Here is a 17759-nt window from a genome sequence, read left to right on the forward strand (position 1 = left end):
GCAATGCCCACCAGAATATACAAGTTTTTTTCTAGCTGGTTAGCATTGAAACCTAAAACCCGCCGCTGTAGCGCTCCTCTGCCCAAGGTTCGCCTCGACGATGATAGCCGTTCCGTTCCCAGAAGCCTAATTCATCTTGTTCTAAAAACTCTAGACCATTGATCCACTTGGCGCTTTTCCAAGCATAAAGGTGAGGTACGACTAACCGCATTGGTCCACCATGTTCGGCAGGAAGAGGTTCGTCAAATACAGTGTGGGCAAAAAAGTTTTCTTCCCGCAGAAAGTCTTCTAAAGGAATATTTGTCGTGTAGCCGCCATAACAATGTTCCATGACATAAGCGGCTTTAGGATCGATTTCAATCAGTTGCATGAAGTCTGTCACCTTCACGCCAGTCCATTTGACATCCAATTTAGACCAGCGAGTGACGCAATGAAAATCCGCAGTAAAATCATGCTGCGGTAGCGCCATAAAATCTTCCCAAGTCAGAGTCTTTGATTGTGCCAGACCCCAAACCTTAAATTGCCATTGTTCTCGATTAACCCGAGGAGTATCACCATAGGTTAGTACGGGAAACCCCTTGGTTAAGTATTGACCAGGAGGGACGCGATCGCTTTGTTCTGCTCCTGGTTTCTGAAAAAATTTTCCTACCATGCGGTGTAGACGTATAGGTTATTGTTGCATTCAAAGGTTAAAAAACCTTTACTTAGATCTTTAGCGCAACTCACCGATCTCTTACAACACTTCTAGGCAGATCCATGAGCGATAGATGCCTAAGCGCACCACAACTAGGATTCAGTATCTTCTTCCTCTTCTTCAGGATTGGGATAGACAAACTTAGAGCGTCCGCTGAGAATAGACTTACCTAACGACAGGGCTTTTTGTGCTTCTATTGCAGCTTTTCCTCTCCAAGTAGCTCGGCGCTTATCTCTTTTAGACTTAGATGTTTTCTTCTTTGGAACAGCCATGACGACACAGACTTAATTTTTCACAACCTTTCCATTGTAAGCCAAATATTTATTGAGTGGTAATGGGTAATGGGTAGTTGGTAGTTGGTAGTTGGTCACTGCTCCCTGATAACTGATAACTGATAACTGATAACTGACAACTGACCTCAAGGTTGTGTCGTCGGCGTAGTGGTTCCAAAAGGTGAAGTCGTGGGGGTAGAACTCGTTCCTGGTAGGGGTGAGGTTGATGGAGTCAGGGGTTGACTGGGTGTGAGTCCCGAAGGAGTAGCAGGCGTTGCTGGAGTTATACCCGTGTTAGAAGATGAAGCAGGAGTTGTTGTAGACGGACTGGTTGATGTATCTGGTGATGAATCGGGAAATGCAGTTGGTTGGTTTGTCGGCGTGTTTGATGAATTGGGGGTTATGGAATTGGGAGTTGTATCTGGCAACGATTGAGGGACTAAACCCGTACCTGGTTGTGTTTGACTGCTAGGTGTATTGGTTGAGTTTGTCGTACCTGGCTGACTAAAAGGAGTGGTGTTAGTAGGCTGTTCCGATGTAGATGGAATCAAGCGTCCTGGCTGGGAGAACGTTCCCTGTCCGCTACCTCTTGTGTTGCTAGAATTCGAGTTGGCTGGCATTCTCGATGAGGAGGGAGTTGGATTCGGAAACGATCTTCGAGGTGCGCTATCGGCATCGTTTGTTGCTACATCACGCTCGTCAAATCGAAGTAGCGATCGCGCTTGGTCGAAATATTTAATTCCTTGCCGGGGATCGGGGTCAATTCCTTCAGTGCGATTTGCTGTCAGCGAAAGTATAGGTGCAATTTGCCCGCGATCGCGGATAACTACCGTAACGGTGATATCTGTAGCTTGTCGATTGGTTGCTAAATTCTGTGTTGCTGCTGTTCTAGCCGCTGTTCTAGCCCGACTGCGTAATGCTTCGTAGGTTTCGTCGGGGCGACGGTCGAGTGTCACGTCAGTATTGACTGTTTGGGTGCGGGCAATTTGTGGTACTTGATGCTCTATTACCAGCCAGAAACTGCTTGCTAGCCCCAGGGAACTGAATGAAACAACAGCAATTTTAGTCGCTTTGGCTGCTAGATCCAACCATTGGTGAAAGAAGTATCTCCCCATAGTCGCTTAACACTTATAATTTGGTAATTATATTGAGCGCCGATAGCCGCGATCTCCTTCTTTTTAGGTTGTTGCAGCTCAGCCTCAGTATAACTCCATGTCAAGCGATCGTCACATCAGTCGTAGTGCGTGAATTTCATGGCGACTTGCGAAAGAGCGATTTGTGACTTGATAGTTGCTCCCTGCTCGCTTTCTTCACTGATAACTGTTAACTGATAACTGTTAACAGTAAGGGGTTACGTCTTCACCACATTCGTCGGCTAGGTAGCATAAGGCGCGGAAACGCAAGCCTACAACTTCTTCATATAGCGGGTTGAGCTTGCACATTGGTGGAATGTGGAACAGCTTGCGACCGAATAGAACGACATCCCGTTCAAACGGACACTGGGAAGGAATAAGTTGACATAAGCGATGTGCTAACTGAGGGTTGCGAACTTCAACGCTATCCAGCCAGCGGCGCAGAGGTAACAACAAGTCTAATTTGCGCTGTTTGGGTTGCTGTAACGGACTAGCTGCAATGGGTATTTCTGGAGACTGTTGAGTTTGGTCGATCCAGATCCAACTGGCTAGGGCAATATCTTGGGATGTATATGGGGAAGCATTCATGATTCACTCCTCGTACTGTATGAAGCAACTTGAGCTTGCTATAGAACACATACAATGTCTCAACGATCTTTACCGGAATAATGTTTCCTAAATCAATTAAAAATTTTTGAAGGATTTTCTCTCAATTCAGGAACCTATTTATCACTACCCCACGTTAACTAACGATTTGGCAGAACTGGTAGGTTACTAAAGAGATTTTTCTGAAATTTGACCTATATAAAACTTTAGTGAAGTTTAGCGAATTTGACTGGAAGTGCATGTATAACAAACATTCAAGCGATGCACGAATCACATCTACATCAATTTCGTATTCAAAAATACAAATTTATTCTTTGTAGTTTCAAACACAATTTTTGTTCTACCTCTCTAATAGGAATCGCTTTGATTCTGCCTAAAATTCCTGCGTGATGTATGAGCAACAATACGGAAATTTTTAAAATAATAAAGAAATAATTAAAAGCAGCTTCCGTATATTTACCGATGTTTGACGATTTGTCAAGCTAATTTCGTTAGATTTTCTTTATAGTTGATGGAGAGTTGATAGTTGATAGTTGATGGTTGTTAGTCACTCTATAAGTGATGTGACATGTCATAGCAATTCTCGATTGTGTGGATGACATTGGTAGGGGTGCACAGTTGTGCGCCCCTACCAGACATATATTGCATCCAATTGAAAAGCGCTATCAGACTTCTACACCAATCGCTGACAACATAAAATCCCCCGTAATCGCCTTTTGAAGGCGCATCGGAGGGATTTTACGTATTGAGCCATTTAGATAGAAACCCTATCTGTCACTGACAGCCGGTTACTGGTTGCTGGTTGCTGTTCACGAGGCGACTGGTGCAGCAGCAGTGCGTCGCCGTCTTCTACCGTCAGCTGCCTTGACAGGTTCTTCAGGGATAGGCATGAGTAGAGTGACAGTGGGTTGACATTGTAACTCGCGCCGAATTGCCCGTTGTAAGTCTTTTTCTAGCTGTACCTGCAATCCCGTCCAATCAATATCAACTTCTTGTCCGTCAAAGGAGCGACCGAAATCCGTCCAGCGATCGCTTAATATTTGCTCGATTTGTTCTTGTACCCACTTTTGCAACAAATCGCGGTTAATCGTAGTGACTACGCCTCGCAAGTGAATATCCGGCTTGGTCATTAGCTTCCCATTCCAATCGATCGCGACGGCAATAGTAACAATGCCATCTGCTGCCATTTGCTGACGTTCTTGCAGCACTTTACCGCTGACAATACCACTACCAGAAGTATCGACTAGTTCGATCCCCGCTGGCACTTTCCCGACTACCTTAATTTCCTCTGTTGATAGTCCTACTACGTCACCATTTTGGATGATGACCATATTCTCAGCCGGAATCCCCATGCTTTGTGCTGTTTGAGAGTGCTTCACTAGCATCCGATGTTCGCCATGCACGGGTAAGAAAAACTTGGGACGAGTTAAGGCAATCATCAGTTTTTGGTCTTCTTGGCAACCATGTCCAGAAACGTGAATGCCCTGTTCCCGACCGTAGATGACTTTAGCACCTTGCATCATCAAGCGATCGATCGTATTGACTACGGCGATCGTATTACCTGGGATCGGGTTCGCTGAAAATACGACTGTATCTCCCTCGCGGATTTTGAGATGGGGATGTGCGCCGCGAGAAATTCTCGTCATGGCTGACATCGGTTCGCCTTGAGAACCAGTAGTTAGAATCAAAACATTTTCATCGGGAAGTTGGCGAATGGCGTGTAGCGGCTGCAACAGGTTATCTGGACATTTGATGTAGCCTAGATTTCGAGCGTGAGCAATTACGTTTAACATCGATCGCCCGACGACTGAGACGACACGATTGTGTTTTTGCGCCAATTCCAGAATCATGTTGATCCGGTGTACGGAGGAAGCAAAGGTGGTGACGAGGACTCTACCCTTAGCTTGCATAAAAATACGGTCTAAGTTGGGGTATACCGATCGTTCTGAAGGCGTATGTCCTGAGACTTCGGAATTAGTGGAGTCGCTAATTAAGCACAATACGCCTTTTTCTCCATGTTCTGCCAGCCGTTGGATGTCGTAATGTTCGCCATCAACTGGAGTATGGTCGAATTTAAAATCCCCCGTGTGGATAATTACGCCGAGGGGGGTGTGAATGGCGACGGTGAAGCTATCAGCGATTGAGTGGGTGTTGCGGATAAATTCAACAATAAAAGAGGAACCAATACGGACGAGTTCGCGGGGACGTACCGATCTTAACTCCGTGCGATCGCGGACTCCTGCTTCTTCTAGTTTCCCCTCTAGCATTGCCATCGCCAAGCGGGGACCGTAAATTACCGGAATATCAAATTGCTTTAAATGAAAGGCAATGCCACCAATATGATCTTCATGACCGTGGGTGACGATCATGCCCTTAATCTTATGCCGATTTTCGCGTAAGTACGTAACATCTGGTAGAACGATGTTTACGCCATGCATTTCATCTGTAGGAAATGCCAACCCTGCATCGAGGAGAAAAATTTCATCGTTGTATTCAAAAACGCAAGTGTTTTTGCCAATTTCGTGCAAACCGCCAAGGGGAATAATTTTGACGGCGGCTGTCGTTCCGTTGTTACTCATTTGTATCCTTAATTTACAGTTGTTTTTTTAGATTCACGTTTGTTGTTTGAGTTAGATAAAACAAAGTCAGGTGGTTTTGCGATAGATAAGAGTTGTCAATAGGGGCAGTTATTTTCAATCCGAGCGATCGCGATAACGACTTGGAAGTATCTTGCACGAATTATTCAGTTGTCTGAAAGCTCTATACCTATATCAGGTTTAACTCTGCTAGTACTGGCTTGAGTTTCTGTGCTAATCCATTTTGGTCGTCTTCTAACGGTAGACGAGTTGAACCTACATCCCAGCCTTGAAGTCTGAGGGCTGCTTTTACGGGAATGGGATTTGTTGACAGGAACAGACTTTTGAATAGAGGGAGTAGTTGGAGGTGAATTTGAGTTGCCGTTTGAACTTGTCCTGCGGCAAAGGCTTGAATCATTTGTTGTAGCTGCTTGCCAACTAAATGACTTGCCACGCTAATGACACCATATCCACCGATCGCCAGTAAAGGTAATGTGAGGGAATCGTCACCAGAGTAGATTTTAAATTCTGGCGGTGTCATGCGACTAATTTCACTAGCTTGGTCGAGGCTACCCGTCGCTTCTTTAATTCCAACAATGTTACCTATTGCTGACAACCGAGCCACTGTTTGCGGCAAGAGATTTTGACCCGTGCGACCGGGAATATTATATAACACCATTGGCAGATCGGGACATGCTTGTGCGATCGCCTGAAAATGGCTAAATAACCCTGCTTGTGGAGGCTTATTATAGTAGGGGACTACTTGTAAAGAACCATGTACTCCTATTTTAGCTGCTTTTTGGGTAGCCGCGATCGCTTCTTGAGTAGAATTAGAACCCGTTCCCGCAATGACTAGCGCTTTACCTGCAACAGCTTTAATTACGACTTGGAATAGCTGGTACTCTTCGTCCCAACTCAAAGTGGGAGACTCTCCTGTCGTACCACAAACCACCAAAGCGTCACTTCCTTGTGTCACCAAATGCGCTGCTAGTTGCTCCGCAACTGCATAATTTACGCTACCGTCTGCTTGAAATGGCGTGACCATTGCGGTCACCACTCTGCCAAAATCTACCACGCTTGACTCCTAATTTTTAGCTGTCGGCATTCTTTGCCAAAGCGCTCAGCTGTAAGAACTGTAAAAAATCTGCTTGCACTCAATCTGCCTACACTGCTGCTACTTCGGAGGGCTGAAGTAAGTTTTTGGCTACCAATAATTCTGCAATTTGCACGGCATTCAATGCCGCACCTTTACGGATTTGGTCGCCACACAGCCATAGTTCTAAGCCTCGGGGATGGGAAATGTCTTGGCGAATGCGACCTACGAGTACTTCATCGCGACCGGAGGCATCGATGGGCATGGGAAAATAGTTAGCAGCGAAGTCTTCGACTACACGCACGCCAGGAGCTTGTGACAAAATTTCCTTTGCTTCGGCGACGCTTAAAGACTGCTCGAATTCTAGATTAATCGCTTCTGAATGCGCTCTGAGTACGGGAACCCGCACACAGGTTGCCGTAATTTGCAACTGAGGTTCGGCAAAAATCTTGCGGGTTTCGTTCACCATTTTCATTTCTTCCTCACAGTACCCTTGGTCATTGAGCGGAGTGTTGTGAGGGAAGAGATTAAACGCCAGAGGGTAGGGGAAGATCTCAGTTATGGGGGTGTTGCCTGCTAAAATCGCTTGAGCTTGAGCTTTAACTTCTTCCATTGCCCTAGCACCAGCACCGCTCGCTGATTGATAGGTCGCGGCAACAATCCGTTTTACTGGACTGACTTGATGGAGGGGATAAACAGCAACGTTCATCAAAATGGTGGTGCAGTTGGGATTGGCAATAATCCCTTTGTGGGTAGCTGCTGCTTGGGGATTCACTTCTGGAACGACGAGGGGAACGTCTGGGTGCATCCGAAAGGCGCTGGAGTTGTCGATAAAAACAGCCCCTGCTGCTACGGCTTTGGTAGCATATGCCTTAGAAGTGGAACCACCAGCTGATGCTAGGACAATATCTATGTCGTCGAAGGAGCGATCGCTTACTGGCTCTACCGGAATATTTTCTCCTGCAAATGTCACGATCGTACCAGCACTACGAGGCGATGCGAGTAGCCGCAATTGGGCGACAGGAAAGTGGCGTTCTTCTAGTAAACTTAGTAATTCTGTCCCAACAGCTCCCGTTGCCCCCAAGATGGCAACTGAATAGGATTTGCTCAAAATTTCTGCCTCCTAATATTGCAATAAACTGAAACGAGTTTTTTTAAAAGTTTGGGGTTATACTTTAAAATTTTAAAAAATTCAAATTAGCCTTGGCGATCGCGACCCATTAGCGTTTGGATTCAATGATGATGAACTTAATAATTGTGTTGTTAGAACGAAAAAGATAAAAAGTCTATCTATAGATTTAAGGATTCACTATTCTGCCTCTTGTCTGCCGTTTTCTATCTCCCTACTTAAGTAATTTTAACAATTCAGTTAACCTTCGGCTTTCGCCGATCGCTGGCGGCTTGGGGCGGATGGTCGCAAAAAGTTCCAATGATTTTAACAATTATCATCACATATAAGCTGGCATATTATCAGAAAATTGAGGAGAATGCATTCAGTTCATAACAGGTGTTCCAGCAGTATAGTCTATAGATGACTAGTTACGTCTAGCAACTAGACCTCAAAGCAGTTATTTGTCCGAGCAAGTCGAGAGCCAAGCAAACAGAAAAGCTAAAACGCTTTAGAAGTCGTCCTCCCTCAAGGCAAGCAATGTCGGTCACAGCCGCTAATTTATGGCATTAGGCGATCGGAGTAGGACTAGTGCTAGTGTGGTACTTCAGCAGGTAAAAAACAATCAGTTACATATCTTCTATCAAAATGAAAGTCACCCAGGAAAAGCTTCCCGCCAGTCAAATTGGTCTGGAAATAGAAATTCCCGCCGACAAGTCTCAACAGAGTTACGAGCAGGTAATTCAAAACTTCACCCGCGCCGCCAACATTCCTGGGTTCCGTAAAGGTAAAGTGCCGCGCCAAATCTTATTGCAACGGCTAGGGACAACGCGGATCAAGGCAGCAGCGTTAGAAGAGTTAATTCAAAGTGGCATTACGGAAGCCATTAAGCAAGCAGAAATAGAAGCGATCGGTCAACCTCAGTTGCGTTCCTCTTTTGAGGATTTAATTGGTGCGTTCGAGCCAGGAAAACCCTTGACATTCTCCGCTGCGGTGGATGTACTGCCGGAAATTGAGCTGAAGCAGTACAGCGGCTTACAAGTTAAGGCAGAAGAAGTCAAGTATGACCCAGAAAAGGTAGAAAAAGTTTTAGAAGAAAATCGTCAGGAACGAGCTACCTTAATTCCTGTAGAAGGGCGGGCGGCGCAAATGGGAGATGTAGTCATTATAGACTTCAAGGGCTATCTCGTACCGGAGGCAGAAGGCGAAGAACCACAGGAGATCGAAGGAGCCTCAGCCACGGATTTTGAAACAGAGCTATCGCCAGGAAGATTTATTGAAGGCTTTGTAGATGGCATTGTCGGTATGAGTCCAGGGGAAACAAAGGAAATATCGGCGCAGTTTCCCGAAGGATATCCTCAGCAAGAAATAGCAGGCAAGCCAGCAAAGTTTACGGTAACCGTGAAAGAGTTAAAAGAGAAAGAGTTGCCGGAGCTGAATGACGATTTTGCTCAAGAAATTAGTGAATTTGAGACTTTAGCAGAACTGCGCTCGACGCTAGAAACTCGGTTTCGCGAAGAAGCAGAAAAGAAAACTAAGACAAATAAGCAACAGGCATTGTTGGACGATCTGATCGAGCATCTAGAAGCCGATTTACCGGAGACGATGATCGAGCAAGAAGTCGATTCGGTGTTGACGCAAACGGCGATGCAGCTCCAAAGACAAGGAATTGATGTCAAGAAACTGTTTACTAAAGATACAGTGCCGCAGCTAAGACAGCGATCGCGTCCAGAAGCGATCGATCGATTGAAGCGATCGCTAGCTCTACAGGAAGTCGCGAAAAAAGAATCGATTGAAGTCGAGCCAGCTGCCGTGGAAGCACGGGTCAAAGAGCTAATGGCTGAATACTCCGGTCAAGATATCGATCGAGACAGGCTCAAAGAAGTCGTCCAAGAAGAACTGCTAACAGACAAGATTTTTGTTTGGCTAGAAGAACATTCCGCGATCGAACTCGTACCAGAAGGTTCTTTACAGGACGATGAAGAGGATGAAATTGATGATGCGGAAATTATAGAAGAATCGACCCAGCCAGAAGCGTCAGAAGCGACTATAACAGTAGAAGCAACTGAAGCTGAGTGATTGGGAAGTCGGGAGTCGGGAAGCGGGTGGAGGCGGAGGTATCCTCCGCATCGGAGCCGCGTAGTCGGGAGTGGAATGTAAGAAAATTTTGACTTTTGACTTTTGATTTTTAACTTTTCCCTTACCCCTTACCCCTTACCCCTTACTCCTAACCCCTAGTTCATGAGGCATAATAGTCAACAGATAGCAAAGCCACTGGTGAAAAGTGCGATCGCCTTCAGCGCCAGTTAAATCCACTGCATCTGGCTCTACTTCTGGAACAATTATCTATGCTTGTATCTCAGTCCTCATACTATCCACTCATTAGCAGCCACAAACATCTAGAGCTAAACTCTATGATGGCTCCTAGCAACATCGTGCCAATGGTAGTGGAGCAATCAGGCATGGGAGAACGTGCCTTTGATATTTACTCTAGATTGCTCAGAGAGCGGATTGTTTTTTTGGGCACTCCAGTCGATGATGCTGTTGCTGATTCGATCGTGGCTCAGTTGTTATTCTTAGAAGCTGAAGACCCAGAAAAAGATATCCATCTTTACATTAATTCTCCAGGCGGCTCTGTTACGGCTGGTATGGCGATTTATGACACAATGCAGCAGATTCGCTCTGATGTTGCTACTATTTGTTTTGGATTAGCAGCTAGTATGGGAGCGTTTTTGCTCGCAGCCGGAGCAGCCGGAAAACGGATGTCTCTACCCAGCGCGCGAATCATGATCCATCAACCCCTCGGTGGCGCTCAAGGACAAGCAGTTGACATTGAGATCCAAGCCAAAGAGATCCTCTACCACAAGCGGCGATTAAATGAAATCCTCGCCTACCACACAGGTAAACCCTTGGAGAGAATCGAAGCCGATACGGAACGCGACTTTTTCATGTCGGCAGCAGAGGCAAAAGATTACGGGTTGATCGACCAAACGATCTCTAAGCAAAATCTCCCCAAAGCGGGCGAAGCAGTCACATCAGTGAAGTAAGAGGCTTCTTATGTCTAAGTACGACTCCCATTTAAAGTGTTCATTTTGCGGCAAATCGCAAGAGCAGGTACGGAAATTGATTGCCGGACCGGGAGTCTACATCTGCGATGAATGTGTAGATTTGTGCAATGAAATTCTGGATGAGGAGTTATTAGACTCAACTGCTGCTGCACCCCAACAGCCTCGTCCAGAACCACCACCAAAGCGGCGCAGTCGAACTGGGGGGATCTCGCTCAACCAAATTCCCAAACCCCGCGAGATTAAAGCACATCTCGACGAACACGTTATCGGTCAAGATGAGGCGAAAAAAGTTTTATCGGTAGCAGTTTACAACCACTACAAACGCCTGAGCTTAGTACAGTCGAAAAATAGTAGCGGTAAAGCTGGTGCAGAAGATATCGTAGAGTTACAAAAATCTAATATTTTGTTAATTGGTCCGACTGGTTGCGGCAAAACTCTACTGGCGCAAACTTTAGCGCAGATTCTTGACGTACCCTTTGCGGTTGCCGATGCCACAACGCTTACAGAGGCGGGTTACGTTGGCGAGGATGTAGAAAACATCTTGCTCAGATTATTGCAAGTTGCCGATTTAGATGTAGAAGAAGCTCAAAGAGGCATTATCTACATCGACGAGATCGATAAAATTGCCCGCAAGAGTGAGAACCCCTCAATTACCAGGGACGTTTCGGGAGAGGGCGTACAACAAGCGCTGCTAAAAATGCTGGAAGGCACTGTGGCAAACGTTCCACCCCAAGGGGGGAGAAAACATCCTTACCAGGACTGCATCCAAATCGATACTAGCAACATTCTATTTATCTGCGGTGGGGCTTTTGTCGGGTTAGAAAAAGTTGTAGAGCAGAGAATTGGCAAAAAATCAATAGGTTTCATTCAGCCAGGAGAAGGGCTATCGCGAGAAAAGCGGACGGCAGATATTCTCGTCCACTTAGAGCCAGACGATCTGGTAAAATTTGGCATGATTCCCGAATTTATCGGTCGCGTGCCAATGGTAGCTGTGGTCGAACCATTGGATGAAGAAGCGTTAGTGGCAATTCTGACTCAGCCTAAGAGCGCGTTAGTCAAGCAATATCAAAAACTGCTGAAGATGGATAACGTCCAACTAGAGTTCAAACCTGAAGCCCTGCGGGCGATCGCTCAAGAAGCCTATCGTCGCAAGACTGGGGCGCGGGCGCTGCGAGGAATTGTAGAAGAACTCATGTTGGAGTTGATGTACGAGTTGCCATCGCGCAAAGATCTAACTCGTTGTGCGGTGACGCGGGAAATGGTAGAGAAACGCTCTACCGCCGAACTGCTGCTGCATCCGTCTTCCTTGCCCAAACCGGAATCGGCTTGATGGTCGTTGGTCAACCGTCATTTGTCATTTGCCTCAAGTTGCTAACAAATGACAAATGACAAATGACAAAGGACAAAAATTATAGATGCCTTATATTTCAGTTCGTGGCGTTGAGCATTACTACGAGTGGATTCGGACACCGGAAGCCAAACAAGATAAGCCTGTAATGGTATTTCTGCATGGCTGGGCTGGTTCAGCTCGTTATTGGCGCAGTACGGCACAAGCACTTTCAGAACAGTTCGATTGCTTGTTATATGACATGCGGGGATTTGGGCGATCGCGCGGGAAACCTGCCCTATCTGCTGCTAACGTTGATGTAGCTGAGGCAGAGTCACCGCAAGCACAAGCTGAGGCGATCGCTGAGTTAAGCTACGAGCTAGAAGAGTACGCCGAAGATCTTGCAGGATTGCTGGATCGGCTGGAATTACCTTGGGTATACCTTAACGCTCATTCGATGGGAGCGTCGGTAGCAACATTTTTTCTCAATCGCTATCCAGCACGGGTAGAAAAAGCGATTCTTACTTGTAGCGGCATCTTTGAGTATGACGAGAAGGCTTTTGCTGCCTTTCATAAATTTGGCGGTTACGTTGTCAAGTTTCGTCCCCAGTGGTTGAAGAAAATACCATTTGTCGATTGCATGTTTATGGCGCGGTTTCTGCATCGTTCGATTCCTGCTACCGAACGCCAAGCTTTTCTAGAAGATTTTTTGGTAGCGGATTCCGAAGCAGCTTTGGGAACGATTTTTACTTCCGTCAGCAAGACAGCAGCAGAAGTGATGCCCCAGGAGTTTACCCGTCTGAAAGTGCCGACGTTATTAATTTCTGGGGAGTATGACAAGATTATTCCAGCGGCGATGGGGAAACAGGCAGCTGCATTGAGCGATCGCGTGGAGTTTGTGACGATCCCCAATACGGCTCACTTTCCCATGCTGGAAGATCCTCAGAGTTACCTTCAGCAAGTACGGGAGTTTTTGGCGCTTCCTGTGTCTGTGTAAAACAGGCAGAAGGCAGGACGGGTAGGGGCGCACAGCTGTGCGCCCCTACGTTTATCCTAAAAAAGGATCGCCGTAAGTTTCGCTGAAGCAAACGCGATCGCTTTTGAAACGCCCGCCGTATTGTTTGAAGGGTTCGGCGGCGTAGCCGAGGGCGACTAAACAGCAAACATCGACATGGGGTGGAATATGAAAGGCTTCCTTGACTTGTGCTGTAGAAAAGCCTTCCATCGGGCAACTATCAACACCAAAGCTTTTAGCAACTAACATTAGATGGGCGACAGCTAGCATGGTGTGGCGGTTTGTCCACGCTTCCATCGACTCGAAACTAGGATGGTTTTCAAAGAAAGGTGGAATTTGCGATCGCATGTAATTTGCGTAGTCATCGTTCATCGCCCCCACTTCAGAACCCAATGCGATGACGGCTTCAATATTTTCCATTTCCGCACTGGCGCGATCGCCACAGCAAATTAGTACGACTGGGGCTTCCCCTACTTGACGCTGATTAAAGGCACAAGCTTTCAGTTTGTCGCGATTTTGTTGTTCTCGCACGACGATAAATCGCCAAGGCTGGAGATTAAAGCCAGAGGGAGCGCGTAATCCTATCTGAAAAATTGCTTCTAGAATTGCTTCGGGAATTGGATTGGAACGAAACGCTCTAGCTGCACGGCGCTGCTCGATCGCTTCTTTCAAACCAGTGGAAGGATGAATGTCTACAGTCATTTTATTTACTAAATGCTGAGTATTAATCTAATATTTTAAGTATAAATGATTTAAGTTTAAACAGTTATTGGCGATCGGGGATAGCAACTAACAACCATCAACCATCAACCATTTCTTAATCAATCCCTAACTCGCGTTTGAGAGAATCAATTGAGTCAGTGGCAATATAATTTTCGCAACAAACAAGTTGGGGCGGGCGAATAATGTTTTCTCTCGCAGCTTGAACGGCGGCTCTAACAGCAGCATAACTGGCGCGATCGCTAATAATTAAGTGGGCGCTTTTGACAATGCCATTAAGCTTATAGCTATCTCCTGTTTGGGCTGTTCGTACTAACAATTCGCTCCCTCGTAGGCTATAAATAATGACTTCAGCAGCTCTTAACAAACCAGAGCTGAGGCTGACAATCCCCACACAATTACCTTTAGGTAATTTTTTCAAAGTTTGAATTTCTTGACTGTAATCGTAGACATCTACAGGGATGACACGCACTCCTTTAGGTGAGGCGATCGCTTCTGCAACACCAATAAAATAGCGGCTCGTCACCACCGTACCAGAAGGTGTTTGTTCTAGAATTGCAGCTAATTCCTCAATCGGAACTAGCTGAACACTTACACCTAATGCTTTTTGCAATTCATCCACCATCAACTTACCCGCGCCGATATCATCACTTGGAACCGTCACCAAGACTTGAGCGCTACTGCGCAATCGCCAATCAATTTCAGCGATAAATACTTCCCGTGCTTCGTTGAGCGAACAGCCTAACTTGAGTAATTCCTCTAAACTGCGTCGGACAATCTTTTCTGCTGCGGGATACTTTTCTATCACGGGGGAAGACGAGCGGGGGCTGCTATTATGAGCTTGAGCGCGGACGTAGATGCCCGAACCTGCCAAACTTTCGACTAAACCGTCTTCCTCCAACTGACGATAAACTTTACTAATAGTGTTGCGATGCAAACCAGTCTGGATTGCTAATGCTCTCGTACTGGGTAAACGCTGTCCAGGTGGAAACTGCCTAGAGGCGATCGCATAAAGAATTTGATTGTAAAGTTGAGTAGAAGCAGGAATATCGCTATCTGGCTGAATGTGAAATTGAACCATTTTTTTAGAGAGTCGGGGGAAGAGAGCTGAGGGAGCCCAGGGGGCTGAGGGGGCTGAGGGAGCAATTCAAAATTCACGCACCACGTACCACGCACCACTCCTTGATAACTGAATCTATACCATCATGACAGATAAAGAAATTCAGACAAATCACGTCAAAATTTTGGCTGGAGATTTGGATATCGATGCTTATCTAGCAGCACCAACAGTAGATGGGACGTATCCTGGGATTGTGGTGTTGCAGGAAGTATTTGGGGTCAACTCTCACATACGGGATGTGACGGAGAGAATCGCTAAACTGGGATACGTGGCGATCGCTCCCGCGTTATTTCAACGCCTCGCACCAGGTTTTGAGACTGGTTATACTCCAGAAGAATTGGAGGTGGGGAGAAAATATGCTTGGGAGCAAACCAAAGCGTCAGAACTGTTAAGCGATATCCAAGCCGCGATCGCCTACTTAAAAGCTTTGCCTCAAGTCAAACCAAACGCAATTGGTTGCATCGGCTTTTGTTTTGGGGGTCACGTCGCATATCTAGCGGCAACTTTACCAGATATTAAAGCGACTGCGGCTTTTTATGGTGCTGGCATTCCTACCCGTACTCCTGGTGGTGGTTCTCCTACCCTATCTCGTACATCCGAGATTTCCGGCACAATTTATGCTTTTTTTGGCTTGGAGGATGGGAGTATTCCTACCGAGCATATAAACCAAATTGAAGCCGAGCTGACGAAATACCACATATCTCATAAAATCTTTCGCTATCATGGAGCAGGTCACGGCTTCTTCTGCGATCGCCGCGCAAGCTATAATCCAGAAGCTACAGCTAATGCCTGGGAGCAAGTGAAACACCTGTTTGAAACTTTGTGAGGAGTCAGAAGTCAGGAGTCAGGAGTCAGAAGAATACAAATCTTAATTACTCCCTTGTCTCCCTTGTCCCCCTTGTCTCCCTTGTCCTCCCACTCTCGACTCCCTTTTTGTATTCCTATGAAATCTGATTCGACCCCATCTGTATCTAGCTCATCGTTCTCGATGGAGGATTTTGCTAAAGCACTGGAACAACATGACTATCAGTTCCAGAAAGGGCAAACAGTACGCGGTAAAGTTTTTCAATACGACAGCAACGGCGCTTATGTCGATATTGGTGGTAAATCCGCTGCTTTCCTCCCAGCAGATCAAGCTTCCCTACAACAGGTTACGGATTTGTCTACCGTACTACCTTTGCAAGAGGAACTAGAGTTTCTGATTATCCGCGACCAAGATGCAGATGGACAGGTCACTTTATCGCGTCGTCAGTTAGAAATTCAGCACATTTGGGAGCGCATCGAGCAGATGCAAGAGAATCGCCAGACAGTGCAGGTACGAGTGACAGGAGCAAATAAGGGTGGCGTGACAGTTGACGTGCTGGGTTTGAGGGGATTTATTCCGCGATCGCATTTAGTTGAAAAAGAAAACATGGAATCGCTTAAGGGTCAAACCCTGACAGCTAGTTTTCTGGAAGTCGATTACGACAATAAAAAACTCGTCCTTTCCAATCGTCTAGCAACTCGCGCTAGCAGCTTCAGTCAATTGGAAATTGGTCAACTTGCTACGGGTAAAGTTGCTAGCATTCAACCTTTCGGCGTGTTTGTCGATCTCAATGGAGTCAGTGGTTTACTCCACATCAAACAGGTAAGCCAAAATTACACTGCTTCCCTACCCGCCTTGTTTAAAATTGGGCAGGAAATTAAAGCGGTGATTATCGATTTGGATGAGGGTAGAGGCAGAATTTCTCTTTCCACAAAAGTTTTGGAAAACTATCCAGGAGAAATTCAAGAAAAAATGGACGAAGTGATGACAAATGCTGAAGCGAGAGCCAATAAAGCCAGAAAGTTAGTCAGCGAAGAATAACATAAATGTAGAGACGTTGCATGTAACGTCTCTACATTTACAAATTACGAATAAACTCCTGCCATCTGCCGCCCAATTAAAGCATCACCCGATTGAACGTCAAACCAGTGCAGGTGTTGAGGTGGTAGGGTGAGAGCAATTTCTTCCTCTTCGTTCCAACGACGGTCTGTGGGTAACAACGCCCGCACGATCTGCGTTGGGGCGCTGTGACTTTCGACCCGCGTACTGACCAAATAATTCATTCCCAAGTTTTCTACTACATTGACTCGTCCTCGGACAAAGCTAGTATCGCCAGGTCGAGCAATCCCAACGTTTTCAGGACGGATACCCAAAATAATTTCTGGTGGTACGGTGGGCAAGTCAGGTAGGGGAATTTGGAAATCTCCCAGCATTGCCGATCTACCTTTACAGGGTAGGGTAAGCAAATTCATTTGAGGACTGCCAACAAATCCTGCTACAAATCGATTTGCCGGATGATTGTAAATGCGATCGGGCGAGTCGAGTTGCTGTAAGTACCCATCATTGAGCAAAGCCACCTTAGAAGAAAGCGTCATTGCTTCAGTTTGGTCGTGGGTGACGTAGACTACAGGGGCTTTTTGGGCTGCAAATATGCGCTTGAGATCGGCGCGGACTCGTTCCCGCAATAACGCATCGAGGTTACTTAGGGGTTCGTCTAACAAGAATACCTGAGCTTGACGTACCAGCGCCCGACCGACAGCTACCCGTTGTCTTTGTCCGCCAGATAGCTGTCCTGGTTTGCGGTTCATTAACTCATCCAGTCCCAATAGTCTGCTAACTTCCGCTACCCGTTGTTCGATGTCGGCGCGAGAAACTTTTTTCAGCTTCAGTCCAGAAGCGAGGTTTTCGCTTACCGTCATGTGCGGGTAGAGAGCATAGCTTTGAAACACCATCGCCATATTGCGATCGCCTGGTCGTTTGGAGGTGATATCTTCCCCACCTAAAAAGATGCGTCCGCGAGTTGGGGCATCTAACCCTGCAATCATCCGCAACACTGTAGACTTACCACAGCCACTAGGACCGAGTAACGTCAAAAATTCTCCATCATCCACAGTCAAACTCACATCTTTAACTGGGACAACTTTAGGAGCATAAGTTTTATTTAAATTTCTGAGTTCGAGTTTAGCCATTGTTAAAAGTGAATAATGAGTAGTGGCGAGTGT

Annotated in this window: 16 protein-coding genes; 6 read left to right on the forward strand and 10 right to left on the reverse strand. The window is 46.3% G+C overall.

Features of this window, described 5'->3' with window-relative positions; all coding sequences use genetic code 11:
• Positions 1-52 precede the first annotated feature (52 nt).
• From DSM107010_RS24210 to DSM107010_RS24240, 7 genes are all read right to left on the reverse strand, one after another.
• On the reverse strand, positions 53-652 hold the full coding sequence (locus DSM107010_RS24210; RefSeq protein ID WP_106167525.1) for a sulfite oxidase-like oxidoreductase: 600 nt from the start codon (positions 650-652) through the stop codon (positions 53-55).
• Positions 653-786: 134 nt separating this feature from the next.
• A complete protein-coding gene (gene rpmF / locus DSM107010_RS24215; protein WP_015153860.1) occupies positions 787-966 on the reverse strand; it encodes a 50S ribosomal protein L32 in 180 nt (59 codons plus the stop codon).
• 146 nt (positions 967-1112) lie between these two features.
• Positions 1113-2081 (reverse strand): hypothetical protein, encoded by a 969-nt coding sequence (locus tag DSM107010_RS24220; RefSeq protein WP_106167526.1) that lies wholly within the window; start codon positions 2079-2081, stop codon positions 1113-1115.
• Positions 2082-2303: 222 nt separating this feature from the next.
• Positions 2304-2687: a Mo-dependent nitrogenase C-terminal domain-containing protein gene (locus DSM107010_RS24225; protein WP_106167527.1), complete on the reverse strand. Its 384-nt coding sequence runs from the start codon at positions 2685-2687 to the stop codon at positions 2304-2306.
• Positions 2688-3514: 827 nt separating this feature from the next.
• Positions 3515-5284 carry a ribonuclease J gene (locus tag DSM107010_RS24230; RefSeq protein WP_106167528.1) on the reverse strand — a complete coding sequence of 590 codons (1770 nt, stop codon included), beginning with the start codon at positions 5282-5284 and terminating at the stop codon, positions 3515-3517.
• A gap of 187 nt (positions 5285-5471) precedes the next feature.
• Positions 5472-6356 carry a 4-hydroxy-tetrahydrodipicolinate synthase gene (gene dapA, locus DSM107010_RS24235; protein ID WP_015153864.1) on the reverse strand — a complete coding sequence of 295 codons (885 nt, stop codon included), beginning with the start codon at positions 6354-6356 and terminating at the stop codon, positions 5472-5474.
• Between the two features lie 88 nt (positions 6357-6444).
• Entirely contained in the window at positions 6445-7485 is a 1041-nt protein-coding gene (locus DSM107010_RS24240; protein WP_106167529.1) for an aspartate-semialdehyde dehydrogenase, read from the reverse strand.
• 645 nt (positions 7486-8130) lie between these two features.
• Between DSM107010_RS24240 and tig the strand changes: the two genes are divergently transcribed.
• From tig to DSM107010_RS24260, 4 genes are all read left to right on the forward strand, one after another.
• Complete coding sequence (tig, locus tag DSM107010_RS24245) at positions 8131-9561, forward strand: trigger factor (protein ID WP_015153866.1); 1431 nt, start codon at positions 8131-8133, stop codon at positions 9559-9561.
• A 269-nt stretch (positions 9562-9830) separates the two neighbouring features.
• Positions 9831-10529, forward strand: a complete 699-nt coding sequence (clpP, locus tag DSM107010_RS24250; protein ID WP_041462410.1) for an ATP-dependent Clp endopeptidase proteolytic subunit ClpP — start codon at positions 9831-9833, stop codon at positions 10527-10529.
• A 10-nt stretch (positions 10530-10539) separates the two neighbouring features.
• Positions 10540-11880: an ATP-dependent protease ATP-binding subunit ClpX gene (gene clpX / locus DSM107010_RS24255; RefSeq protein WP_015153868.1), complete on the forward strand. Its 1341-nt coding sequence runs from the start codon at positions 10540-10542 to the stop codon at positions 11878-11880.
• 85 nt (positions 11881-11965) lie between these two features.
• Entirely contained in the window at positions 11966-12874 is a 909-nt protein-coding gene (locus DSM107010_RS24260; protein ID WP_106171051.1) for an alpha/beta fold hydrolase, read from the forward strand.
• A 51-nt stretch (positions 12875-12925) separates the two neighbouring features.
• On the opposite strand, the gene DSM107010_RS24265 is transcribed toward DSM107010_RS24260, so the two are convergent.
• Together DSM107010_RS24265 and DSM107010_RS24270 are read right to left on the reverse strand one after the other, a co-directional pair.
• On the reverse strand, positions 12926-13594 hold the full coding sequence (locus DSM107010_RS24265) for a nitroreductase family protein (RefSeq protein WP_015153870.1): 669 nt from the start codon (positions 13592-13594) through the stop codon (positions 12926-12928).
• Between the two features lie 115 nt (positions 13595-13709).
• The gene (locus tag DSM107010_RS24270) at positions 13710-14693 is read right to left on the reverse strand and encodes a GntR family transcriptional regulator (RefSeq protein WP_015153871.1); all 984 of its coding nucleotides are present in this window, start codon (positions 14691-14693) and stop codon (positions 13710-13712) included.
• A gap of 124 nt (positions 14694-14817) precedes the next feature.
• Here DSM107010_RS24270 and DSM107010_RS24275 point away from each other — a divergent pair, with 124 nt between their 5' ends.
• Together DSM107010_RS24275 and DSM107010_RS24280 are read left to right on the forward strand one after the other, a co-directional pair.
• The gene (locus DSM107010_RS24275; RefSeq protein WP_106168190.1) at positions 14818-15558 is read left to right on the forward strand and encodes a dienelactone hydrolase family protein; all 741 of its coding nucleotides are present in this window, start codon (positions 14818-14820) and stop codon (positions 15556-15558) included.
• Between the two features lie 117 nt (positions 15559-15675).
• The gene (locus DSM107010_RS24280) at positions 15676-16578 is read left to right on the forward strand and encodes a S1 RNA-binding domain-containing protein (RefSeq protein WP_106168191.1); all 903 of its coding nucleotides are present in this window, start codon (positions 15676-15678) and stop codon (positions 16576-16578) included.
• Positions 16579-16622: 44 nt separating this feature from the next.
• On the opposite strand, the gene DSM107010_RS24285 is transcribed toward DSM107010_RS24280, so the two are convergent.
• The gene (locus tag DSM107010_RS24285) at positions 16623-17726 is read right to left on the reverse strand and encodes an ABC transporter ATP-binding protein (protein ID WP_106168192.1); all 1104 of its coding nucleotides are present in this window, start codon (positions 17724-17726) and stop codon (positions 16623-16625) included.
• Between the last annotated feature and the right edge of the window lie 33 nt (positions 17727-17759).

The sequence above is a fragment of the Chroococcidiopsis cubana SAG 39.79 genome, assembly GCF_003991895.1.
In the GTDB taxonomy this organism is placed as follows: domain Bacteria; phylum Cyanobacteriota; class Cyanobacteriia; order Cyanobacteriales; family Chroococcidiopsidaceae; genus Chroococcidiopsis; species Chroococcidiopsis thermalis.